Annotated in this window: 23 protein-coding genes; 15 read left to right on the forward strand and 8 right to left on the reverse strand. The window is 53.2% G+C overall.

From position 1 onward, the window contains the following. The first annotated feature begins 36 nt into the window (after nt 1-36). The 4 genes from OGV57_RS17155 (at nt 37) to OGV57_RS17170 (ending at nt 4460) form a co-directional block, all read left to right on the forward strand. The gene (locus OGV57_RS17155; protein ID WP_048232505.1) at nt 37-1467 is read left to right on the forward strand and encodes a 6-phospho-beta-glucosidase; all 1431 of its coding nucleotides are present in this window, start codon (nt 37-39) and stop codon (nt 1465-1467) included. A 183-nt stretch (nt 1468-1650) separates the two neighbouring features. After that, nucleotides 1651-2277: a uracil phosphoribosyltransferase gene (gene upp / locus OGV57_RS17160; RefSeq protein ID WP_003037929.1), complete on the forward strand. Its 627-nt coding sequence runs from the start codon at nt 1651-1653 to the stop codon at nt 2275-2277. Between the two features lie 96 nt (nt 2278-2373). Then, entirely contained in the window at nt 2374-3663 is a 1290-nt protein-coding gene (gene uraA / locus OGV57_RS17165; protein ID WP_003037932.1) for a uracil permease, read from the forward strand. 95 nt (nt 3664-3758) lie between these two features. Beyond that, nucleotides 3759-4460 carry a DnaA inactivator Hda gene (locus OGV57_RS17170; protein WP_211924219.1) on the forward strand — a complete coding sequence of 234 codons (702 nt, stop codon included), beginning with the start codon at nt 3759-3761 and terminating at the stop codon, nt 4458-4460. A gap of 33 nt (nt 4461-4493) precedes the next feature. Here the strand turns inward: OGV57_RS17170 and arsC are convergent, their stop codons facing one another. Both arsC and bepA read right to left on the reverse strand, forming a co-directional pair. Beyond that, nucleotides 4494-4853, reverse strand: a complete 360-nt coding sequence (gene arsC / locus OGV57_RS17175; protein WP_003037937.1) for an arsenate reductase (glutaredoxin) — start codon at nt 4851-4853, stop codon at nt 4494-4496. A 12-nt stretch (nt 4854-4865) separates the two neighbouring features. Next, nucleotides 4866-6329 carry a beta-barrel assembly-enhancing protease gene (gene bepA / locus OGV57_RS17180; RefSeq protein ID WP_044701785.1) on the reverse strand — a complete coding sequence of 488 codons (1464 nt, stop codon included), beginning with the start codon at nt 6327-6329 and terminating at the stop codon, nt 4866-4868. Nucleotides 6330-6555: 226 nt separating this feature from the next. On the opposite strand from bepA, the gene OGV57_RS17185 reads away from it, so the two are divergent. From OGV57_RS17185 to iadA, 4 genes are all read left to right on the forward strand, one after another. Then, nucleotides 6556-7620, forward strand: coding sequence for an AI-2E family transporter (locus tag OGV57_RS17185; protein WP_003037941.1), 1065 nt, complete (start codon nt 6556-6558; stop codon nt 7618-7620). Between the two features lie 166 nt (nt 7621-7786). Continuing rightward, nucleotides 7787-8446 carry a nucleoside recognition domain-containing protein gene (locus tag OGV57_RS17190; protein WP_003847228.1) on the forward strand — a complete coding sequence of 220 codons (660 nt, stop codon included), beginning with the start codon at nt 7787-7789 and terminating at the stop codon, nt 8444-8446. A gap of 1 nt (nt 8447) precedes the next feature. After that, entirely contained in the window at nt 8448-8909 is a 462-nt protein-coding gene (locus OGV57_RS17195; RefSeq protein ID WP_003037948.1) for a YjiG family protein, read from the forward strand. A gap of 11 nt (nt 8910-8920) precedes the next feature. Next, complete coding sequence (iadA, locus tag OGV57_RS17200; RefSeq protein WP_016150747.1) at nt 8921-10084, forward strand: beta-aspartyl-peptidase; 1164 nt, start codon at nt 8921-8923, stop codon at nt 10082-10084. 152 nt (nt 10085-10236) lie between these two features. Here the strand turns inward: iadA and bcp are convergent, their stop codons facing one another. Together bcp and OGV57_RS17210 are read right to left on the reverse strand one after the other, a co-directional pair. Further along, a complete protein-coding gene (gene bcp, locus OGV57_RS17205) occupies nt 10237-10707 on the reverse strand; it encodes a thioredoxin-dependent thiol peroxidase (protein WP_003037951.1) in 471 nt (156 codons plus the stop codon). Further along, complete coding sequence (locus tag OGV57_RS17210; RefSeq protein WP_003037954.1) at nt 10707-11279, reverse strand: glycine cleavage system transcriptional repressor; 573 nt, start codon at nt 11277-11279, stop codon at nt 10707-10709. Before OGV57_RS17210 ends, bcp begins: the two co-directional genes overlap by 1 nt. A gap of 145 nt (nt 11280-11424) precedes the next feature. On the opposite strand from OGV57_RS17210, the gene dapA reads away from it, so the two are divergent. The 6 genes from dapA to ypfH all read left to right on the forward strand — a co-directional run bounded on the left by dapA (nt 11425) and on the right by ypfH (nt 17977). Further along, nucleotides 11425-12303, forward strand: coding sequence for a 4-hydroxy-tetrahydrodipicolinate synthase (gene dapA / locus OGV57_RS17215; protein WP_003037957.1), 879 nt, complete (start codon nt 11425-11427; stop codon nt 12301-12303). Between the two features lie 16 nt (nt 12304-12319). Further along, complete coding sequence (gene bamC, locus OGV57_RS17220) at nt 12320-13354, forward strand: outer membrane protein assembly factor BamC (protein WP_054528642.1); 1035 nt, start codon at nt 12320-12322, stop codon at nt 13352-13354. Nucleotides 13355-13465: 111 nt separating this feature from the next. Then, a complete protein-coding gene (gene purC, locus OGV57_RS17225; protein WP_003037964.1) occupies nt 13466-14179 on the forward strand; it encodes a phosphoribosylaminoimidazolesuccinocarboxamide synthase in 714 nt (237 codons plus the stop codon). A 128-nt stretch (nt 14180-14307) separates the two neighbouring features. Continuing rightward, on the forward strand, nt 14308-15174 hold the full coding sequence (ypfJ, locus tag OGV57_RS17230) for a KPN_02809 family neutral zinc metallopeptidase (protein ID WP_286531468.1): 867 nt from the start codon (nt 14308-14310) through the stop codon (nt 15172-15174). Nucleotides 15175-15189: 15 nt separating this feature from the next. After that, a complete protein-coding gene (locus OGV57_RS17235; protein ID WP_054528641.1) occupies nt 15190-17205 on the forward strand; it encodes a tRNA(Met) cytidine acetyltransferase TmcA in 2016 nt (671 codons plus the stop codon). A gap of 73 nt (nt 17206-17278) precedes the next feature. Beyond that, nucleotides 17279-17977 (forward strand): esterase, encoded by a 699-nt coding sequence (ypfH, locus tag OGV57_RS17240; protein WP_003037972.1) that lies wholly within the window; start codon nt 17279-17281, stop codon nt 17975-17977. A gap of 103 nt (nt 17978-18080) precedes the next feature. On the opposite strand, the gene OGV57_RS17245 is transcribed toward ypfH, so the two are convergent. Genes OGV57_RS17245 through OGV57_RS17255 form a run of 3 tightly spaced genes read right to left on the reverse strand, consistent with a single transcriptional unit; the run spans nt 18081 to nt 19796 of the window. Further along, nucleotides 18081-18281, reverse strand: a complete 201-nt coding sequence (locus OGV57_RS17245) for a membrane protein (protein ID WP_003037974.1) — start codon at nt 18279-18281, stop codon at nt 18081-18083. Between the two features lie 27 nt (nt 18282-18308). Next, nucleotides 18309-19436 carry a succinyl-diaminopimelate desuccinylase gene (gene dapE / locus OGV57_RS17250; RefSeq protein ID WP_003037976.1) on the reverse strand — a complete coding sequence of 376 codons (1128 nt, stop codon included), beginning with the start codon at nt 19434-19436 and terminating at the stop codon, nt 18309-18311. Between the two features lie 3 nt (nt 19437-19439). After that, on the reverse strand, nt 19440-19796 hold the full coding sequence (locus tag OGV57_RS17255; protein ID WP_003835078.1) for an ArsC family reductase: 357 nt from the start codon (nt 19794-19796) through the stop codon (nt 19440-19442). A 388-nt stretch (nt 19797-20184) separates the two neighbouring features. Here OGV57_RS17255 and ypfM point away from each other — a divergent pair, with 388 nt between their 5' ends. Next, nucleotides 20185-20244 (forward strand): protein YpfM, encoded by a 60-nt coding sequence (gene ypfM / locus OGV57_RS17260; protein WP_001386977.1) that lies wholly within the window; start codon nt 20185-20187, stop codon nt 20242-20244. A 75-nt stretch (nt 20245-20319) separates the two neighbouring features. On the opposite strand, the gene acrD is transcribed toward ypfM, so the two are convergent. Then, the gene (gene acrD / locus OGV57_RS17265) at nt 20320-23433 is read right to left on the reverse strand and encodes a multidrug efflux RND transporter permease AcrD (RefSeq protein ID WP_054528640.1); all 3114 of its coding nucleotides are present in this window, start codon (nt 23431-23433) and stop codon (nt 20320-20322) included. Nucleotides 23434-23498: the final 65 nt, after the last annotated feature.

The raw sequence follows: 23498 nt of genomic DNA on the forward strand, positions 1-23498 counted from the left end.
GTGTTTTGCGCAGAGTCATCACGATAGGGGAAGGGGATGTCAGGATTTAAAGCAGATTTCATGTGGGGTGGCGCTGTCGCCGCTCATCAACTGGAAGGTGGCTGGCAGGAGGGCGGTAAAGGAATTAGCGTTGCCGATGTCATGACGGCGGGGGCGCATGGCGTGGCGCGTGAAATTACTGACGGTGTGATTGCCGGTAAAAACTACCCTAACCACGATGCCATCGATTTTTATCATCGCTATAAAGACGACATCAAGCTGTTTGCCGAAATGGGGTTTAAATGTTTTCGCACTTCTATTGCCTGGACGCGGATTTTCCCTTTAGGTGATGAAGCGCAACCCAATGAAGCTGGCCTGCAGTTCTATGATGATCTGTTCGACGAATGTCTGAAATATGGCATTGAACCGGTGATTACGTTGTCGCACTTCGAGATGCCCTACCATCTGGTGACGGAGTACGGCGGCTGGCGCAACCGTAATCTTATCGACTTTTTTGTCCGTTTTGCCCGGGTGGTTTTCACTCGTTACCAGCACAAAGTGAAGTACTGGATGACGTTTAATGAGATTAACAATCAGGCAAATTATCACGAAGACTTCGCGCCCTTTACTAACTCTGGCCTGAAATATCTGCCTGGTGAAGACCGCGAGCCGGTCATGTACCAGGCGGCGCACTACGAGCTGGTGGCAAGCGCGCTGGCGGTGAAGCTCGCGCGTGAAATTAACCCGGCGCTGCAAATTGGCTGCATGATTGCGATGTGCCCAATTTATCCGCTGACCTGTGCGCCGAACGACATGATGATGGCGATGAACGCTATGCACCGGCGTTACTGGTTTACTGACGTCCATGTGCGCGGCAAATACCCGCAGCATCTTCTCAATTACTTTACCCGTCGTGGCTTTGAACTGGATATCACCGAGGAAGACCGTCAGGCGCTGACCGAGGGCTGCGTTGATTACATCGGCTTTAGCTATTATATGTCTTTCGCGACCCAGGCAACGGCGGACAACCCACAACTGGATTACGACGAGTCGAAAAGCCTGGTTTCTAACCCGTACGTGCAGAAGTCGGACTGGGGCTGGCAGATTGATCCCGTCGGTCTGCGCTATTCGCTGAACTGGTTTTGGGATCATTATCAGTTGCCGCTGTTTATTGTTGAAAACGGCTTTGGGGCGATTGACGTGCAGCAGGCCGACGGCTCGGTGGATGATTCCTATCGTATTGACTATATGGCCGCACATATCCGCGAAATGAAAAAAGCGGTGGTGGAAGATGGCGTGGATCTGATGGGTTATACCCCGTGGGGCTGTATTGATTTAGTCTCGGCCGGGACGGGGGAGATGAAAAAACGCTACGGCTTTATCTATGTTGATAAAAATAATGACGGGAGTGGGACATTAGCACGCTCGCCGAAGAAATCTTTTTCATGGTATCAAAACGTCATCCAGAGTAATGCTGAAAATCTATAAAATTCATAGCATTGATAACAACCCCCGCACTTATTGTGGGGGTTGTTTTATACTCATCATCCAGACGCAAACGATTTTGGTTGATCCATATCAAGCGTATGCAGTGTTGCGCCAGAGACGAAAAGCGGTATAATCCGGCGATTTTTTTTGTGGTTGCCACTCGTCTGAGGAAAGGAGAAGAGTATGAAGATCGTGGAAGTCAAACACCCACTCGTCAAACACAAGCTGGGACTGATGCGTGAAAACGACATCAGCACTAAACGCTTTCGTGAACTCGCCTCGGAAGTTGGCAGCCTGCTGACTTATGAAGCAACCGCCGGTCTGGAAACCGAAAAGGTGACCATCGAAGGCTGGAACGGCCCGGTTGAAGTTGACCAAATCAAAGGTAAAAAAATCACCGTTGTGCCAATCCTGCGTGCGGGCCTGGGCATGATGGAAGGCGTTCTGGAAAACGTTCCGAGCGCGCGTATCAGCGTGGTCGGTATGTACCGTAATGAAGAGACGCTGGAGCCGGTTCCGTACTTCCAGAAGCTGGTTTCTAACATTGATGAGCGTATGGCGCTGATCGTTGACCCGATGCTGGCAACCGGCGGTTCCGTTATCGCTACCATCGACCTGCTGAAAAAAGCAGGCTGCAGCAGCATTAAAGTCCTGGTGCTGGTTGCAGCGCCGGAAGGTATCGCGGCGCTGGAAAAAGCGCACCCGGATGTTGAGCTGTACACTGCCTCCATCGATCAGGGACTGAACGAGCACGGATACATTATTCCGGGGCTCGGCGATGCCGGCGATAAGATTTTTGGTACCAAGTAAACGAATAAGTGAAAAGAAGCCGACTTTAAGAGTCGGCTTTTTTTTGAATAAAACAACCCAATCGCTAATAACAAACAACACTCAGAGGAAAACACTATGACGCGCCGTGCTATCGGGGTGAGTGAAAGACCGCCGCTTTTACAGACAATCCCGCTTAGTTTACAGCACCTGTTCGCCATGTTTGGCGCAACGGTACTGGTGCCAGTCCTGTTTCATATCAACCCAGCTACCGTTCTGCTGTTTAACGGTATTGGTACTTTACTGTATCTCTTTATTTGTAAAGGTAAAATTCCGGCTTACCTCGGTTCAAGCTTTGCGTTCATTTCCCCAGTTCTGCTGCTGCTGCCGCTAGGGTATGAAGTGGCGCTGGGCGGTTTCATTATGTGTGGCATCCTGTTCTGCCTGGTTTCGTTCATCGTTAAGAAAGCCGGTACTGGCTGGCTGGATGTAATGTTCCCGCCTGCGGCGATGGGCGCAATCGTTGCCGTTATCGGTCTGGAGTTGGCGGGTGTCGCTGCGGGTATGGCGGGATTGCTGCCTGCGGAAGGACAAGCGCCAGACTCAACAACCATCATCATCTCAATGGTGACGCTGGCGGTGACGGTATTTGGTTCCGTGCTGTTCCGTGGCTTTATGGCGATTATCCCGATTTTGATTGGGGTGCTGGCCGGGTACGCGCTCTCCTTCGTGATGGGGGTCGTGGACACCACGCCGATAGCGCAGGCTCACTGGTTTGCTCTGCCGACGTTCTACACACCGCGCTTTGAATGGGTCGCTATTCTGACTATTCTGCCTGCGGCGCTGGTGGTTATTGCTGAACACGTCGGCCACCTGGTGGTAACGGCGAATATCGTGAAAAAAGATTTGATTCGCGATCCTGGCCTGCATCGTTCTATGTTTGCTAACGGCCTGTCGACGGTGATCTCCGGCTTCTTCGGTTCTACGCCGAACACCACGTACGGCGAGAACATCGGCGTCATGGCGATTACCCGCGTTTACAGTACCTGGGTTATTGGCGGTGCGGCGATTTTCGCCATTCTGCTCTCCTGCGTGGGTAAACTGGCTGCGGCGATCCAAATCATTCCGCTGCCGGTCATGGGCGGTGTATCTCTGCTGTTATACGGCGTGATTGGCGCTTCCGGTATTCGCGTGCTGATCGAGTCAAAAGTTGACTACAACAAAGCACAGAACCTGATCCTGACCTCAGTCATTTTGATCATCGGCGTCAGCGGCGCGAAAGTTCACATCGGTGCTGCTGAGCTGAAAGGCATGGCGCTGGCGACCATTGTGGGTGTCTGTCTGAGCCTGATTTTCAAAGTTATCAGCCTGCTGCGTCCAGAGGAAGTGGTGCTCGACGCCAAAGATGCCGACACTGAGCAACAGTAAACCTTTGACCGGGTGGCGATGCTGCCCGGTTCTATCGCGACGCATTTCTGTGTTAAACTCAACGCGATTTTATGAAATCCTGGGTTGAGGTATCTCTGAACACACCGGCACAGCTCTCTTTGCCACTTTATCTTCCTGACGACGAAACTTTCGCAAGTTTCTGGCCGGGGGATAACTCCTCTTTACTGGCTGCACTGCAAAACGTGCTGCGTCAGGAACATAGCGGGTATATTTATCTTTGGTCGCGTGAAGGCGCAGGCCGTAGTCATTTGCTGCATGCTGCCTGTGCGGAACTGTCCGCGCGCGGCGATGCGGTAGGCTACGTGCCGCTCGACAAACGCACCTGGTTCGTACCCGAGGTGCTCGACGGGATGGAGCATTTATCGCTGGTATGCATCGATAACATCGAATGTGTGGCCGGTGATTCGCTGTGGGAAATGGCGATCTTTGATCTCTACAACCGTATCCTGGAGTCGGGGAAAACACGCCTGCTGATCACCGGCGATCGTCCACCAAGACAGTTGAATCTGGGATTGCCGGATCTCGCTTCGCGTCTGGACTGGGGGCAAATCTACAAGCTGCAACCACTTTCCGATGAAGATAAGCTGCAGGCGTTGCAATTACGCGCCAGACTTCGCGGATTTGAACTGCCGGAAGATGTGGGCCGCTTTCTGCTTAAGCGTCTGGATCGGGAAATGCGTACGCTGTTTATGACGTTGGATCAGCTTGATCACGCATCGATTACCGCCCAGCGTAAGCTGACCATTCCGTTCGTAAAAGAAATTCTGAAGCTGTAAGCGCCGCAGCCAAATAACTGCGGCAGGTTTCGGTTAACCGACGATTTCCAGTACCTGCTCCGGCGGACGTCCAATTCGAGCCTGACCTTTGGCAACTACGATCGGGCGCTCCATCAGTTTTGGGTTTTCCACCATTGCCTGAATCAGCGCATCTTCACTCAGATTTTTGTCCGCCAGGTTAAGCGATTTATAGAGATCCTCTTTCTGGCGCATCAGCTCACGCGCGCTGGACATACCCAGCATCTGCAGAAGTTCACGCAGGGTCGCGGCGTCAGCCGGGGTTTCCAGATACAGCACCACTTCCGGGTCCACGCCATTGGACTTCAGTAATTCCAGCGTTTCACGGCTCTTGGAGCAGCGTGGGTTATGGTAGATTTTAATCGCGTCTGACATTTTTCTTTCCTGTTACATCTTGGTGTACGGTTTAAAGCGCTCTTGCAGCTGGCGTAGCTGGTCGATACGAGCATCGTATCTGGCCTGCTGCTGGCTACCCAGTTTCACCTGAGAGCTTGCGCTGCTGAGCATCGAAATCGCCTGATCCAGACGTCCAGCGAGGGCATATCCCTCCGCCCGCGCCGCCAGCTCCTGATCGCGGTTGTTCAGGTTGGCTTCCGTTTGCGCTAACAGATCCCAGCCGTTAGGGTCGTCCTTATGGTTAAACGTATAGCGATTCAGGATGGTTGCCGCCTCTTTGGCTTGTCCGCCCTGTAGATACGCATTCGCCAGGTTGAGCTGCAGTACCGGGTTAGTGCGCAGGTCGCGGGCGTTTTTCAGGCGGTTAATGGCATCACTGGTTTTCTTCTGGCCGAGATCGATATCCGTTGCCAGGTCGAGATACCAGGCATTGTTCGCGTCTGCAGCCAGCAGCGGTTGCAGCGCTTTACGCGCCTCGTCATATTTGCTGGCTTCCATCGCCTGCAATGCCCGGCCATATTGCGCCGCACGTTGCTCACGTATGTTGCCTTTCGACCAGTTACTCAGCAGGTCATCGGTCAACTGGTTACGACCTGAGTTGTACATGCCCAAGGTTCGTGCCTTAGCCAGATAAAAATCTTCTGACGACTGGACGACCACCGGACGCATTTGGTTGGCGCGGTTACGGGCATCCGACAGGCGGCTTTCAGGCAGGGGGTGAGTCAGCAAAATTTCCGGCGGACGCGAAGAGTAACGGGCCTGATCGAGCAGTTTTTCGAGGAACGTCGGCATGGCCTGGGGATCGAATCCCGAGCGTTGCAGCACCTGAATACCGATGCGGTCTGCTTCCTGTTCATTTTGTTGCGTAAAGCTAATCATCCCCTGGCGTGTACCCGCCAGCGTACCGGTCAGCGCCGCCATACCCGCCTGCGGGCTAGCCATCGCTAATAAAATTGAACCTAGCGCACCTACCCACGTTAGCGGCGCACTGCGTTTCTGATCTTCCATTGCACGCGCCAGGTGGCGCTGAGTGACGTGGGAGATTTCATGCGCCATGACCGATGCTAACTGGCTTTCGTTGTCGGAATAGCGGAACAGTGCGGAGTGCAAGACAACGTTGCCGCCAAAGAAAGCAAAGGCGTTGATTTCATCGTTGTTGATCAAAAAGAATGTGAAGGGTGTTTTTACCGAGTCGGCGTGCGAGACCAGACGCATCCCCAGCGCATTAATGTATTGGGTGAGCAATGGATCATTAATTAATGGCGCACTGCCGCGCAGTTGGCGTACGTAATAATCGCCCATCTGCATTTCCTGTCCTATGGAAAGCGTACTGCCTGCCGACGTTCCCATATCAGGCAGGGTGTCCGCAGTATCAGCAAATGCGGGCGCAACCTGACCGATAGTCAGTGCGGCAATGAGGGTAGCAACCAGGTTTTTTTTCAACTGCCTGAACATAACCTCTGTCCTGTATTCTTTTTTGAGATAGCCATTTGACCAATGCTGTGAAGTATCGTTCACACTCCGCAAGCTTACGGAGTGTAACTGCGAAACCTGACGATGAACACCCAGGAAAAATGTCTTTTCACTTTGCGTAATCAGCCATAAAAAGCGAAGTCTTTTTTGTGACATTTCGATACAATTCGGGATCGCAATCCCGCTATTGGGTTCATGGAAGGGTTTTATGCTCGAAATGTTGATGCAATGGTATCGTCGCCGCTTTAGCGACCCCGAAGCCATCGCCCTGCTGATTATTCTGGTTGCCGGTTTTGGCATCCTGTTCTTTTTTAGCGGTCTTCTGGCGCCGCTACTGGTCGCCATAGTGCTGGCGTACCTGCTTGAATGGCCGACTGTGCGGCTGGAACATATTGGGTGTTCACGGCGTTGGGCGACATCGATTGTGCTGGTGGTGTTTGTCGGTATTTTGCTGCTGATGGCCTTTGTGGTGATGCCCGTTGCGTGGCAGCAGGGTATTTACCTGATCCGCGACATGCCCGGTATGCTCAATAAATTGTCTGATTTTGCCGCCACCTTGCCAAGACGTTATCCGGCGCTGATGGATGCGGGCATCATTGATGCGATGGCGGAAAATATGCGCTCGCGAATGCTCACCATGGGCGATTCGGTGGTGAAATATTCGTTAGCCTCACTGGTTGGATTACTGACCCTGGCGGTCTATCTGGTTCTCGTCCCGTTGATGGTGTTCTTCCTGATCAAAGATAAAGGACAGATGCTGAACGCCGTGCGCCGGGTGCTGCCGCGTAATCGTGGGCTGGCGGGGCAGGTGTGGAAAGAGATGAACCAGCAAATCACCAACTATATTCGCGGAAAGGTGCTGGAAATGGTGGTGGTCGGCGTGGCGACCTGGCTCGGCTTCCTGCTGTTTGGTCTCAACTATTCGCTGCTGCTGGCGGTGCTGGTAGGGTTCTCTGTGCTGATCCCGTATATCGGCGCTTTTGTGGTGACGATTCCGGTGGTCGGCGTGGCGCTGTTTCAGTTCGGGCTTGGCACCGAGTTCTGGAGCTGTTTTGCCGTGTACCTGATAATCCAGGCGCTGGACGGCAATCTGCTGGTTCCCGTGCTGTTCTCCGAGGCGGTCAATCTGCATCCACTGGTGATTATTCTCTCCGTGGTGATTTTCGGCGGTCTGTGGGGATTCTGGGGCGTATTCTTTGCGATCCCTCTGGCGACGTTAATCAAAGCGGTAATGCACGCCTGGCCGGATGGTCAGGTCGTTGACGAACCCTAATCTGCAAGATCCGGCGATATCATGTCGCCGGATCCGAACTTGTCTGACCTCTATCCACACTTTCTGAATAATCTCTTCTGCTGTCGTTTTTCTCCGCATTTGTCTTTAACTTGACCTGCGTGATGTCTTTCTGTCACGCAAGGAATAAGACCAACAGGAGAACAAAATGGGTCACAACACACACACGCAGCAAAAGGTGGGATGGGGCGGTTATCTCGCTTTTTTTATTACGATTATTCTTTTTTCCGGCATGTTTGCGAAAAGTACCGAATGGTGGCGGGTCTTTGACTTCACCGTCCTCAACGGCGCCTTTGGGCAGATTAATGCCGCAGGCGATACGGCGGTCTCTTTTCGCGGCTCTGGAGGGATGGGAGCCAAAGACGGCTTCTTATTCGCGCTTGAGCTGGCACCTTCCGTCATTCTTTCACTCGGGATTATTTCCGTCACCGAAGGGCTAGGTGGTTTACGTGCGGCACAACAGCTGATGACGCCGGTCCTGCGCCCGTTACTCGGTATTCCGGGAGTTTGTTCGCTGGCGCTAATTGCGAATTTGCAAAATACCGATGCCGCGGCCGGGATGACCAAAGAGATGGCGGAAGAGGGCATTATTACTGAACAGGAGCGTGCCATTTTTGCCTGCTGGCAAACCAGCGGCAGCGCGTGTATTACCAACTATTTTTCCTCTGGCGCTGCGCTGTTTACGGTGGTTACCGTTCCGGTGATTACGCCGCTGGCGGTGATCCTTGTCTTCAAATTTGTGGGTGCGAACCTGCTGCGTTTGTGGATTGCGCAGTTGGAAAATCGCCGTCTGCAGCAGGAGGTCTGAGATGACAACGCAGGTACGTAAAAACGTCATGGATATGTTTATCGATGGCGCGCGGCGCGGGTTTACAATTGCTACAACCAGCCTGTTACCTAACGTGGTGATGGCTTTTGTGATTATTCAGGCGCTGAAGGTGACGGGATTGCTCGAGATTGTCGGGCGGGTGTGCGAACCGGTGATGGCGTTGTGGGGGCTACCAGGGGAATCTGCCACCGTGCTGCTGGCGGCGGTGATGAGTATGGGAGGCGGCGTCGGCGTTTGTGCCAGTCTGGTTGTTGCTGGTACGCTTTCGGGACATGATGCGACTGTATTGCTACCGGCAATCTACCTGATGGGCAATCCGGTGCAAAATGTGGGACGCTGCCTGGGAACTGCGGGGGTCCATCCCCGTTACTACCCGCTGATTATTGCGGTATGCGTCATTAATGCGCTGCTCTCTATTTGGGTTATGCAGGTAATTGCCTGACAAGGAAGGTTATGAACTGTTCAATTCTTAATTTGACGTTGTTCCAGCAGGGACACGTGTACGCACCGGAAGATTTAGGGCGACAGGATATACTGGTCTCCGGCAGTAAAATTGTTGCCATCGCCCCGTCAATTTCTCCTGAAGACTTTCCCGGTTGCGAGTGTATCAATCTTGACGGCGCGATTGTGTGCCCAGGATTTATCGATCAACACGTCCATCTGATTGGCGGAGGCGGGGAAGCAGGGCCGCATACCCGCACGCCGGAAGTGCGCTTGTCACGCCTGGTTGAAGCTGGTGTAACTTCGGTGGTGGGTTTGCTGGGTACCGATGGCATTACCCGTCATCCGGAATCGCTGCTGGCAAAAACCCGCGCGCTGGAGTTTGAAGGCATCAGCGCATGGATGCTTACTGGGGCGTATTCTCTGCCTTCCCCGACGATCACCGGCAGCATCGATCGTGACGTGGCGCTGATCGATAAAATCATTGGCGTGAAATGTGCGATTTCGGACCATCGTTCCTCAGCCCCAGATACCTCGGTGCTGGCAAACATGGCAGCGCAGTCGCGCGTCGGTGGATTGTTAGGACGCAAACCGGGGATCAGTGTATTCCATATGGGCGATAGCCCGCGCATGCTGGAACCGTTGTACCAGATCCTCAACTGCTGCGATGTGCCGATTACTAAACTGTTGCCGACACACGTTAACCGTGCGGAACCGTTGTTCCAGGCGGCGCTGGAGTATGCCCGTAAAGGCGGTTATATCGACATTACCAGCAGCATTGAGGAGCCCGTCGACCCCGCCACGGCTATCGCCACGGCGCTGCGGCAGAACGTGCCACTGTCGCGCATTACGCTTAGCTCGGATGGCAACGGCAGCCAGCCGGAATTTGATGAGTTAGGTAATCTCATCGGTATCGGTGTCGCGGGGTTTGAATCACTGGCTGAAACGGTGCGCCAGTTGGTGAAAGTTCATGCCATACCGCTGGAACAGGCGCTCTGTCCGCTGACGAGTACGGTTGCAGAATTTTTGGGGCTCGAACATAAGGGGCGCCTGGCGGTGGGATGCGATGCGGACATTCTGGTGCTTAACGATGCGTTGGAGGTTAATCACCTTTGGGCGAAGGGAAAAGCCGTGGTCAGAGAGAAGAAAGCCAGCGTAAAAGGGACGTTTGAATAAACGCTTATGCGGATGTCAGCCTGAAAAGTACAGATTTACGTTTATGCCGGGTGGCGGCTACGCCTTACCCGGCCTACAAGTTTCGCAATATTAATAAGCTGCGTAGGCCTGATAAGCGAAGCGCCATCAGGCTTTTTCCAGCAAAACGTAAATCAGGCGTTCTCTTTCAGCCAGTTCAGTACCACGTCGTGGTGATTGCTGGTTTTGAAGTCATCGAACACGTGCTCAATTTTGCCTTCGGCATCAATCAGGAAGCTGATGCGGTGGATGCCATCGTAGGTTTTGCCCATAAATGATTTCTCACCCCAGACGCCGAACTGCTCGCAAACCTGATGATCTTCATCGGACAGGAGCGTGAAATTCAGGACTTCTTTCTCCGCGAATCGGGAAAGCTTCTCTGGTTTGTCGGTGCTGATCCCCAGCACTTCAACACCAGCTTTTTTTAACTCATCCATGTTATCGCGCAAGCCGCAGGCCTGTACGGTACAGCCGGGTGTCATGGCTTTCGGGTAAAAATAAACCAGAACACGCTGTCCCTGGAAGTCGGTTAAATTTACTTGTTCTCCGTCTTGATCCGGCAAGCTAAATTTCGGTGCGATATCACCGGCTTTCAGTGGGTTCATTACTTAACTCCATCCTGTTCATCATGCTGTGAGTAATTGACGACGTTAATACTGCCTTGCGCATTGAGTTCTGTACAGAGTGCTTTAAACGCATCTTCAATATTTGCCGAATCATGTGACGCAGGACTATGTGCGGTAATTTGAATAAACAACTGCGCCGCCTTTCCATTCTCAGCCGGTTGCGTGCGTGAAACCAGTTCCGCAATATTCATTTGGTGGCTGTCAAACAGTGCGGTGAAGCGTTCAATCAAATGGGGAGAATCAGGGACATCGACCTGCACCCATACCGTAGCAGGCATCGCCGGACGAGGGCGCGCGGTCGTGCGCTTCATCACAATGAGTAAATCCAGCTCTGCGCCTTTTAATGGCAGGGTTGATTCAATCAGGGTGATGGCATTCCAGGTGCCCGACAGCAACATGATAAACGTGAACTCATCACCCAGCATGGCCAGTCGGCTGTCTTCGATGTTACAGCCGCAACTGCTGACATGACGTGTGATGGTGTTCACAATTCCTGGGCGGTCGGCACCCAGCGCAGTAATGACCAGATAGTGTTGCGATGACGATGTCAAACCTGTTCTTCCTTTGAGCGGTGAGGTAATCATAAGGAAAGCATAAAAAAAACATGCATACAACAATCAGAACGGCTCTGGTCGCTTGCTTTTATTGTCGTACCAAACGTACCATTGAGACACTTGTTTGCACAGAGGATGGCCCATGTTCACGGGAAGTATTGTCGCGCTTGTTACGCCGATGGATGAGAAAGGTAAAGTCTGCCGGTCGAGCCTGAAAAAACTGATTGATTATCATGTCGCCAGCGGCACCTCGGCGATCGTTTCTGTTGGCACCACCGGTGAGTCCGCCACCCTGAGTCATGATGAACATGGCGATGTGGTGATGATGACGCTGGAGCTGGCTGACGGGCGTATTCCGGTTATTGCCGGAACCGGCGCCAATGCGACCGCGGAAGCCATTAGTCTGACGCAGCGTTTCAACGACAGCGGTGTTGTTGGCTGCCTGACGGTGACGCCTTACTACAACCGCCCAACCCAGGAAGGTTTGTTCCAGCATTTCAAAGCCATCGCTGAGCATACTGACCTGCCGCAAATTCTGTATAATGTGCCGTCCCGTACTGGCTGCGATATGCTGCCGGAAACCGTTGGTCGTCTGGCGAAAGTTAAAAATATTATCGCTATTAAAGAGGCCACGGGGAACTTAAGTCGCGTTCACCAGATCAAAGAGCTGGTTTCGGACGACTTTATTCTGCTCAGCGGTGATGACGCGACCGGACTGGATTTTATGCAGCTCGGTGGTCATGGCGTGATTTCCGTAACGTCTAACGTTGCGGCACGTGATATGGCTGAAATGTGCAAACTGGCGGCAGCCGGGCAATTTGCCGAGGCGCGGGTGATTAACCAGCGTCTGATGCCGTTACACAACAAACTATTTGTCGAACCCAATCCTATTCCCGTGAAATGGGCGTGTAAGGAGTTGGGACTTGTGGCGACCGATACGCTACGTCTGCCGATGACGCCAATCACGGACAATGCTCGTGAAATCGTCAAAGCGGCGCTTAAGCATGCCGGTTTGCTGTAAAGTTTAGGGAGATTTGATGGCTTACTCAGTACAAAAGTCGCGCCTGGCCAAGGTTGCGGGTGTTTCGCTTGTTATGTTGCTCGCGGCCTGTAGCTCTGACTCGCGCTATAAGCGCCAGGTGAGCGGTGATGAATCCTATCTGGAGGCCGCACCGCTTGCTGAGCTTCATGCTCCAGTTGGGATGATTTTGCCGGTTATGTCGGGCGACTATAATATCCCGGTAACCAACGGCAGTGGTGCCGTGGGTAAAGCGCTGGATATTCGTCCACCGGCTCAGCCGTTAGCGTTAGTCACTGGCGCTCGCACGCAAATCGCAGGCGATACCTCAACGTTGCTGGTGGAAAATGGTCGTGGCAACACGCTGTGGCCGCAGGTCGTGAGCGTCATTCAGTCTAAAAACTACACGATCACCAAACGTGATGATGCCAGCCAGACGCTGACCACCGACTGGGTTGACTGGAACCGTCTGGATGAAGACGAGCAGTACCGTGGACGTTATCAAATCTCGGTTAAACCGCAGGGCTATCAGCAAGCGGTAACGGTGAAACTGGTTAACCTCGAGCAGGCGGGTAAACCCGTAGCCGATGCGGCATCAATGCAGCGTTACAGCGCTGAGATGATGAACGTTATCTCTGCTGGTCTGGATAAGAACGCCACCGACGCCGCGAATGCCGCGCAGAATCGCTCTGCAGCCACCATGGACGTTCAGAGCGCAGCCGATGACACCGGTTTACCAATGCTGGTGGTACGCGGGCCGTTCAACGTGGTGTGGCAGCGTTTGCCAGCAGCGCTTGAGAAAGTGGGGATGAAGGTAACCGACAGCACCCGTTCTCAGGGTAGCATCGCGGTGACCTATAAACCTCTGTCTGATAGCAGCTGGCAGGAGCTGGGCGCAAGTGACCCAGGTCTGGTATCCGGCGACTATAAACTGCAGGTCGGTGATTTAGACAACCGCAGTAGCTTGCAGTTTATCGATCCGAAGGGGCATACCCTGACGCAAAGCCAGAACGACGCGCTGGTCGCTGTCTTCCAGGCAGCGTTCAGTAAGTAAAAATAAAGGGCTGGATAACTCCAGCCCTTTTTTTCTGATATGATACGCAAACGTGTGCGTCGGCAGAAAAACGCAATATTTATCGTTAATTCACACCCAGGAGTAATAAAGATGCAAAAGCAAGCTGAGTTGTATCGTGGTAAAGCGAAGACCGTATACAGCACGGAAAACCCGGACCTGTTGGTGCTCGAATTCCGCAATGATACGTCAGCAGGGGATGGCGCGCGCATTGAACAGTTTGACCGTAAAGGCATGGTGAACAACAAATTCAACCATTTCATTATGACTAAACTGCAAGAAGCGGGTATTCCTACCCAGATGGAGCGACTGCTTTCTGATACCGAATGTCTGGTGAAAAAGCTGGATATGGTACCGGTTGAATGTGTGGTACGTAACCGCGCAGCAGGCTCTCTGGTTAAGCGTTTAGGCGTTGAGGAAGGTATTGAACTGAATCCGCCGCTGTTTGATCTGTTCCTGAAAAACGATGCTATGCACGATCCAATGATTAACGATTCCTATTGCGAAACTTTTGGTTGGGTGAGCAAAGAGAATCTGGCACGTATGAAAGAGCTGACCTACAAAGCTAACGACGTGCTGAAAAAGATGTTTGATGATGCTGGTCTGATTCTGGTCGACTTCAAACTTGAGTTTGGTTTGTATAAAGGTGAAGTCGTCCTGGGTGATGAATTCTCACCGGACGGTAGCCGCCTGTGGGACAAAGAAACGCTGGATAAAATGGACAAAGATCGCTTCCGCCAGAGTCTGGGCGGCCTGATCGAAGCCTATGAAGCCGTCGCGCATCGCCTGGGTGTGAAGTTAGACTAATCTTCCCCTGAGCCGGCGATCGCTCTCCGGCTCATTAACCCCACCTGATTTGATTACTATTTCTTATGGTAATCCTGTTCCGAACCGCCTACGATCATCATCATAATGAATAAAAAGTTGAGGTGATTATGCGCTGGCAAGGGCGTCGTGAAAGTGACAACGTGGAAGACAGACGAAACAGCTCTGGCGGCGGCCCCTCTATGGGTGGGCTTGGTTTTCGTCTGCCCAGTGGTAAAGGCGGTATCATCCTGCTGATTGTGGTGCTGGTGGCGGGTTATTATGGCGTGGATCTCACCGGATTAATGACCGGCCAGCCGGTCTCCCAACAACAATCATCACGCTCCATCAGCCCAAACGATGATGAAGCGGCAAAATTTACCTCGGTGATTCTGGCTACAACAGAAGATACCTGGGGACAGCAGTTTGAAAAAATGGGCCGCACCTACCAACAGCCGAAGCTGGTGATGTACCGGGGTGCGACGCGCACCGGCTGCGGCGCGGGCCAGTCCGTGATGGGGCCGTTTTATTGTCCGGCAGATGGTACGGTATATATCGACCTTTCATTCTATGATGACATGAAAAACAAGCTGGGCGCTGATGGTGATTTTGCGCAGGGCTATGTTATCGCCCATGAAGTGGGTCACCACGTGCAGAAACTGCTGGGTATTGAACCGAAAGTTCGCCAGATGCAACAAAATGCTTCACAGGCAGAAGTGAACCGTCTTTCCGTTCGTATGGAACTGCAGGCGGACTGCTTTGCCGGTGTCTGGGGCCACAGCATGCAGCAGCAGGGCGTGCTGGAGTCTGGTGACCTGGAAGAGGCACTAAACGCCGCACAGGCCATTGGTGACGATCGTCTGCAACAGCAGGGGCAAGGACGCGTCGTACCGGACAGCTTTACTCACGGAACCTCTGAACAGCGTTTTACCTGGTTCAAACGCGGTTTTGATAGCGGCGATCCGGGACAATGTAATACTTTTGGTAAAGGTATTTAAGATACAGAGGCAGGGATGTCCGATAACACGGCGCTGAACGCGTTAACCGAACAGATGGCTCGTGAGGGGATCCGTCGTTTGCTGATTATCAGCGGCGAGGAGAACTGGTGTCAGGGGCAGGCGTTAGCGATACGCGACATATTACCCGGCGACTGGTTGTGGGTAGGGGCGAATGCCCCGGCTGAACCGAACTGTACGCCGCAGGCGCTGCAAACGTTACTGGGGCGCGAGTTTCGTCATGCAGTCTTCGACGCCGGGCAGGGATTTGACGCTGCGGCGTTTGCCGCCTTAAGCGGTACACTGCTTGCCGGCAGTTGGCTGGTTTTGCTGACCCCACCCTGGCATTCCTGGCACACGCATCCGGACGTGGATTCACTACGCTGGAGCGATTGTGCTGAGCCCATTCCCACACCGCACTTTGTTGAGCACGTCAAACGGGTGATTTCCCTCGATAGACAGGCTCTGCACTGGCAGCAGCATCAGCCGGTTTCCTGTCCGCACTTTCCTGCTCGCGCAGCCTGGCTCGCGGCAACCGGCGAACCCCAACCAGAACAGGCGATGATATTAAATCATTTGCTGGCTATGTCTCCCGGTGTGGTTGCGGTGACGGCCGCACGGGGTCGGGGCAAATCCGCTCTGGCAGGGCAACTCATAGCGCGGATTAACGGCACTGCGATTGTGACCGCACCTGCCAAAGCTGCAACGGATGTGCTGGCACAATTTGCTGCAGAGCGTTACCGCTTTATGGCGCCGGATGCACTATTAAGCAGTTCTGAAACCGCAGACTGGCTGATTGTGGATGAAGCCGCCGCGATCCCCGCGCCGCTGCTACACCAACTGGTGGCGCGTTTTCCTCGTACGCTGTTAACCACTACAGTACAAGGCTACGAGGGAACGGGTAGAGGCTTCTTGCTGAAATTCTGCGCCCGCTTCCCCAATCTTCGACGCTATGAGTTGCAACAACCCGTACGCTGGGCGCAGGGATGTCCGCTGGAGCAAATTGTCAGCGATGCGCTGGTGTTTGATGATGAAACGTTCACGCATGCCCCATTGGGGGAGCTTCACTTCTCGGCATTTGAGCAACAGTCCTGGGATGCTAGCCCGGCGCTGCCGTTAGCGGTATACCAGTTGCTCTCCGGAGCGCATTATCGCACCTCGCCATTAGACCTGCGGCGAATGATGGACGCGCCTGGTCAGCATTTTCTTCAGGCATCAACCGCTGACTCAGTGGCGGGTGCTGTCTGGCTGGTCGATGAAGGGGGACTATCCGCAGAATTAAGCCAGGCCGTCTGGGCCGGATATCGTCGACCGAGGGGGAATCTGGTTGCACAGTCGCTGGCGGCGCACGGTGGTGACCCGTTGGCGGCGACGCTCGTCGGGAGACGAGTCAGTCGAATTGCGGTTCATCCTGCGCGCCAAAGAGAAGGTATTGGGCAACAGCTGATTGTGCTGGCCCACCACTATTCCACATCGTGTGACTATCTCTCGGTCAGTTTTGGGTATACGGCTGAACTATGGCGTTTCTGGCAGCGCTGCGGTTTTGTGCTGGTGCGAATGGGAAATCACCGGGAAGCCAGCAGCGGCTGTTATACCGCCATGGCGTTGCTGCCCATCAGCGAAGCGGGAAAGCGCCTTGCCGAGCGGGAGCACCAGCATTTGCGGCGTGACGCGGAAATCCTTGCGCGATGGAACGATGAGAGCATTCCGCTGGTCCCGCTGAAAGAGACTACGCTTAATGAGGATGACTGGGCTGAGCTGGCTGGGTTTGCCTTCGCGCATCGGCCATTATTAACGTCACTAGGCTGTCTGAGTCGTCTGCTTGAGCACAGTGAATTACCTCTTCCGGCATTGCGCGGATGTATACAGGCTAAACGCAGCGACGCCGAATTGTGCCAACAGCTGAAGATCTCAGGTCGTAAAGCGCTGCTGGTCGTTCAGCGCGCCGAAGTGGCACAAGCGTTAAATCAGCTGGATGCTGAACGTGAACAGCGGCTACATAATCGCATTATGCAATGGCAATTTTTTCACTAACATCTTCAATTTCCTGGCATGGTCATTGCGGTTAAGCGGCGTAGAATGATTCTCATCAGTTAAGGAGATCGCCATGAAACATGACCATTTTGTTGTTCAAAGTCCCGATAAACCCGCTCAACAGCTACTGCTGCTGTTTCATGGCGTCGGCGATAACCCGGTTGCCATGGGTGAAATTGGCTCCTGGTTTGCGCCGCTGTTTCCGGATGCGTTAATCGTCAGCATTGGCGGGGCAGAGCCTTACGGTACGACTTCCGGACGTCAGTGGTTTTCGGTACAGGGCGTAACGGAAGAGAACCGCCAGGCGCGTATCGACGCGATTATGCCGGTGTTTATCGAAACCGTGCGCTACTGGCAGAAACAAAGCGGTGTTTCACCGCAGGCCACCGCGCTGATTGGTTTTTCTCAGGGTTCGATTATGTCGCTTGAGAGCATCAAAGCCGAGCCGGGGCTGGCGTCGCGGGTCATTGCCTTCAATGGTCGCTATGCCACCTTACCGGAGGTTGCAACTACCGCAACGACGGTGCATTTGATTCACGGTGGTGAAGACCGGGTGATAGAGCTCTCCCATGCCGTTGCCGCGCAGGAGGCATTAATTGCTGCGGGTGGGGATGTGACGCTGGATATCGTCGAAAATCTGGGGCACGCCATTGATGAACGCAGCATGCAGTTTGCGCTCGATCATCTGCGTTTTACCGTACCGAAGCACTATTTTGATGAAGCGCTGAGCGGTGGTAAGCCTCACGATGATGATGTGATTGAGATGATCTGATTGATAACCGTAGGCCGGATAAAACGCGAAGCGTTGCCATCCGGCACTTAACGCCCGGTGGCGCTAACGCTTACCGGGCCTACGTGACTTATCGGCCTGGAAATTATTTCTTCGGTTGATCCTTGTTCGGCCAATCGTCGTCGTCATCCCATTTATCGTTAAAGTCACGATGCGGGGGAAGCTCCGGTTTGTTGGCCAGATATTTCTTTGGATCGACGCGCTTGAGATCTTTGATAACGTTAAGCAGCACGCCTACCAGAAACACCAACACCAGAATCCACCAATATTTTGCTAGCCAGTCCATGTATTTTTCCTCTTGCAGGAACACTCATCAGGCGACGAGTTGCTCCATGATACGTTGATACATACGGGCAAGCAGCTGCAGGTCGGCGGCATTAACACATTCATTTATTTTATGAATAGTGGCGTTGACCGGCCCAAGTTCGACTACCTGTGCCCCCATGCGGGCAATAAAGCGCCCGTCGGACGTCCCGCCTGTAGTCAGTAACTGCGGTTTAATCTCATTATAGTGCTCAATGGCGTTCACTACTGCATCCACCAGTTTACCGCGTTCAGTCAGGAACGGCTGACCGGAAAGCCACCAGTCGACGGTATAGCGCAACTGATGTTTCTCCAGCAGCGCGTGAACCCGTGCTTTAATCATCTCATCGGTCAGCTCAGTGCTGAAACGGAAGTTGAACTGGATAAACAGTTCTCCGGGGATAACGTTGTTGCTGCCGGTACCTGCCTGAATATTGGCAATCTGCATGCTGGTCGCTGGGAAGAACTCGTTACCCTGGTCCCACTCAATCGCCACCAGTTCGTTGAGCATTGGCGCCGCGCGGTGTACCGGATTATCGGCCAGATGCGGATAGGCTACGTGCCCCTGCACGCCATGAATGGTCAGGTTGCAGGTCAGTGAACCACGACGTCCATTCTTGACTACGTCGCCAACGATTTCCGTGCTGGACGGCTCGCCAACCAGACAATAATCCAGTCGCTCATTACGCGCCATCAGTGCTTCAACCACCTTTACGGTGCCGTTTTTGGCGCTGGCTTCTTCGTCGGACGTTATCAAAAATGCCAGACGACCCTGATGGTTTGGATGCTGGGCGACAAAACGCTCTGCGGCCACGACCATCGCTGCCAGTGAGCCTTTCATATCGGCAGCGCCACGCCCGAACAGCATGCCATCGCGAATGGTCGGTTCGAACGGTGGATTGATCCAACGATCGACATCGCCGGCGGGCACTACGTCGGTGTGACCGGCAAATGCCAGGGTCTCACCTTTACCGCGCCATGCCCAAAAATTCTGTGTGTCACCAAAATCCATACGCTCAACGGTAAAACCTACCGCGCGCAGGCGTTCAATCATTAACGCCTGGCACCCGGCATCATCCGGGCTCAGGGAAGGACGGCGAATAAGCTGCTGTGTCAGCTCAATAACCGGGCACGACATAGACTACACCTCATTAAAAAACAGAGTATAACTGGATTCACTGAAACCAAGCAGCATAGGCTTACCCGGCGCGCAGAGCAATGGGCGTTTGATAATTGCTGGCATTTCAATCATCAATGCGGCGGCGGAAGCCGCATCGGTGATTTGACTGCGCGTGGATTCATCGAGTTTACGCCAGGTGGTTCCACGTGTATTGAGCAGCGCTTCCCAACCTAATTCGCTGATAAAGGACTGTAATAGCGTATTGTCAAGACCGTCGACGCGATAATCATGAAAGCGATAATCAATACCTTGTGCTTCCAACCAGCGTCTGGCTTTTTTAATCGTGTCGCAATTCTTAATGCCGTAGAGGGTGATCATTTGAATCCTTATTGACGTAATTTGAATATTTATTCTTTTATTATGTGGCAATGAATAATACATATTGTCATTCAATCGTTATAGAAAAATATAACATTGTTGAACAACAGTGAATAATGATTCCTGAAAGCTCCAAAAATACCGTATAACTAAAAATCAGAATCTGCCTGTTTGCATCAGCCTGTTTTTCCATCAGAATTGCAAAAGTAGTAGATGATGTATGAATATTTCAAAATATTGCAGTAAGTCACATAAAATTTATGGGTATGGCGCATAGTGATCACATAAACCCCAAACAAGGGAGGATGTAATCACAACCATCGGTTAAATGTTCTTCTTTTGATGATGATGATTTTGTAGAATGCTCATAATAATAAGAGAGGTTGTTATGATTGAACGTGAACTGGGGAACTGGAAAGACTTTATCGAAGTGATGCTTCGTAAATAATTTTCTGGAAGAAATTCATATCCTGTAAAGGATAAAAAAAGGCGACTCAACGTAAGTCGCCTTTTTTGTGCCCGATTATTCCGGGCGCGGTTTCAACGGGAAGCGTCTGCGTACCAGCACAAAGAACAGGGGCACGAAGTAAATCGCCAGGATAGTGGCTGAAATCATTCCACCCATTACGCCTGTCCCCACCGCATGTTGACCGCCAGAACCTGCGCCACTGCTGATGGTCATCGGCAGAACCCCAAAGATAAACGCCAGCGAGGTCATCAGAATCGGACGCAAGCGCTGGCGACAGGCGTGGAGCGTGGCATCGAGCAGATCGTGTCCTTTCTCGTTCATCTCATTGGCGAATTCAACAATCAAGATTGCGTTCTTCGCCGATAGCCCGATAACGGTAAGTAACCCGACCTGGAAGTACACGTCGTTTTCCAGACCGCGCATCCAGGTCGCCAGCAGAGCACCAATGACCCCCAGCGGCACAACCAGCATGACGGAGAAGGGAACTGACCAGCTTTCATACAGGGCCGCCAGACACAGGAATACCACCAGCAGAGAAATGGCGTACAGGGCGGGGGCCTGAGAACCCGACAGCCGTTCCTGATAAGACATCGCAGTCCATTCGAGGCCGAATCCGGTCGGCAACTGGCGCACCAGCGATTCCATTATGTCCATCGCTGTACCGGTACTGACGCCGGGCGCGGCTTCTCCGACAATCTCGACCGCGGAGTAGCCGTTGTAGCGTTCCAGACGCGGTGAACCGGTTTCCCAACGCGACGTGGCAAAGGCCGAGAAAGGCACCATGCCACCGTTGTTATTACGGACGTACCACAAATTGATGTCGTCAGGGAGCATGCGATATTTTGCTGCCGCCTGTACGTAAACCTTCTTCACGCGACCGCGGTCCATAAAGTCATTGACGTAGCTGGAACCCCAGGCCGTTTGCAATGTATCGTTGATGTCGTCGATGGAAACGCCCAGTGCCTGGGCTTTGCGCTGATCGATATCAATTTGCAACTGCGGGCTGTCGTCCAGACCGTTATGACGAACGCGGGTCAGGGAAGAATCCTTCCCGGCCAGCTCAATCAGCTTGTCGCGCGCGGCCATTAACGCGTCATGCCCCGCACCAGCGTGATCCTGCAGCTCCATATCGAAACCGGCAGAGCTTCCGAGGCCACTGATAGCCGGAGGGCTACTGGCGAAGACGCGGGCTTCTTTAATCTTATTAAAAGCTTTGGTCGCACGTTCAATGATGGCGAAAGAGGTTCCGGTGGTGGTGTCGCGCTCATCCCAGTCTTTTAAACGGACAAACATACGCGCCACGTTTTGACCGTTCCCGCCAGGGCCTGAACCGACCGTAGAAAAGACCGACATAATGTTGTCTTTCTCATGGGTGAAGTAATACTTCTCTACTTCCTCAACCACTTTCAATGTTTGCTGCTGTGTGGAGCCGCTGGGCAGCTGTACCGAGGTGGTAAACATGCCGCGGTCTTCCAGCGGCAGGAAGGAGGTTGGCAGGCGCAGGAACAGGAAAACCATTCCGCCGAGCAGCAGGCCGTAGATCAGTATCCAGCGCAGGCTGCGGTGCAGGATCCTGGCAACGCCTTTTTCGTAGCGCTCGGCGTTGCGATTAAACATTCGGTTAAACCAGCCGAAGAAACCGGTTTGTCCGTGATGCTCGCCCTTATGCAGCGGTTTGAGCAGGGTGGCGCACAGAGCAGGAGTGAGGATCATCGCCACCAGAACAGACAGCACCATTGCGGAGACGATAGTAATCGAGAACTGGCGGTAAATAGCCCCGGTAGTGCCGCCGAAGAAGGCCATCGGGATAAACACCGCCGACAGCACCATGGCAATACCAACCAGCGCGCCCTGGATTTGCCCCATCGATTTCCGCGTCGCTTCCCGCGGTGTGAGCCCTTCCTCACTCATAATACGCTCGACGTTTTCCACTACCACTATGGCGTCATCGACCAGCAGGCCGATCGCCAGCACCATCGCAAACATCGTCAAGGTGTTAACGCTATAGCCAAAGGCGTAAAGCACGGAGAAGGTACCCATCAGGACGACGGGAACGGCGATGGTGGGAATCAGCGTGGCGCGGAAGTTTTGCAGGAACAGGTACATCACGAGGAATACCAGCGCGATCGCTTCCAGCAGGGTTTTTACCACGTCGATGATTGAGGCTTTGACAAAGGAGGTGGTTTCATATGCCACCTTATATTCCAGCCCATGTGGAAAATACTGTGACAGTTCGTCAAGGCTGTTGAGCACCAGTTCCGCCGTCGCCATTTCATTGGCGCCTGAAGCCAGTTTCACGCCCAGACCGGAAGCCGGGTTGCCGTTAAACCGGCTGAGGTAGTCGTACTTCTCGGCCCCCATTTCGACCGTCGCCACATCACCCAGTTTAACTTCTGATCCATCCTGGTTGACACGTAGAGTAATGGCGCGGAATTCATCCGGAGTCTGCAGTAGCGACTGGGCGTTGATCGTCGCGTTCAGCGCCTGCTTGTCCACCGAAGGCGTACCGCCAAGTTGTCCGACCGCAATCTGCGCATTCTGTGACTCGATAGCGTCGGTCACATCTTTAGCGGTCATCTGGAAACTGTTCAGTTTGGCCGGGTCAAGCCAGATACGCATGGAGTACTGTGAGCCGTAAGCGTCAATATCCCCCACGCCGTTAATACGGCTGAGCGGATCCTGAATGTTACTGGCGACATAGTCGGCGATGTCCTGCTTATCCATTGAGCCATCGGTGGAGACAAAGGCGATTGTCAGAATATTGGTGTCCCCGGTCTTACGCACCGTGACCCCCTGATCCTGTACCGCCTGCGGCAGTTTACGCATTGCCGATTGCAGCTGGTTTTGCACCTGCTGGACGGCCTCGTCAGGATCGGTTCCGGCGACAAAGCTCAGCGTAACTGATGCCTGACCTGTCCCGCTGCTCTGTGACGACATGTACATCAGGTTATCGAGACCGGTCATGTTCTGCTCGATCACCTGGGTGACGGTGTTTTCCAGAGTCTGAGCCGAGGCGCCAGGATAGTTGGCGGTGACCCGTACGTTTGGCGGCGCCAGATCGGGATATTGCTCAACGGGTAGTGAAAAAATAGCCAGGGCTCCTGTCAGGCACAACAGGATAGCTAACACCCAAGCAAAAATGGGGCGATCGATGAAAAAATTCGCCATTAAAAGAGGACCTCGTGTTTCTGCGTATCGTTATGGGTATGGCTTGCTTCACTTTAGCGGCAAGG

The organism is Citrobacter sp. Cf087, from assembly GCF_030334285.1.
Classification (GTDB): Bacteria; Pseudomonadota; Gammaproteobacteria; order Enterobacterales; family Enterobacteriaceae; genus Citrobacter; species Citrobacter freundii.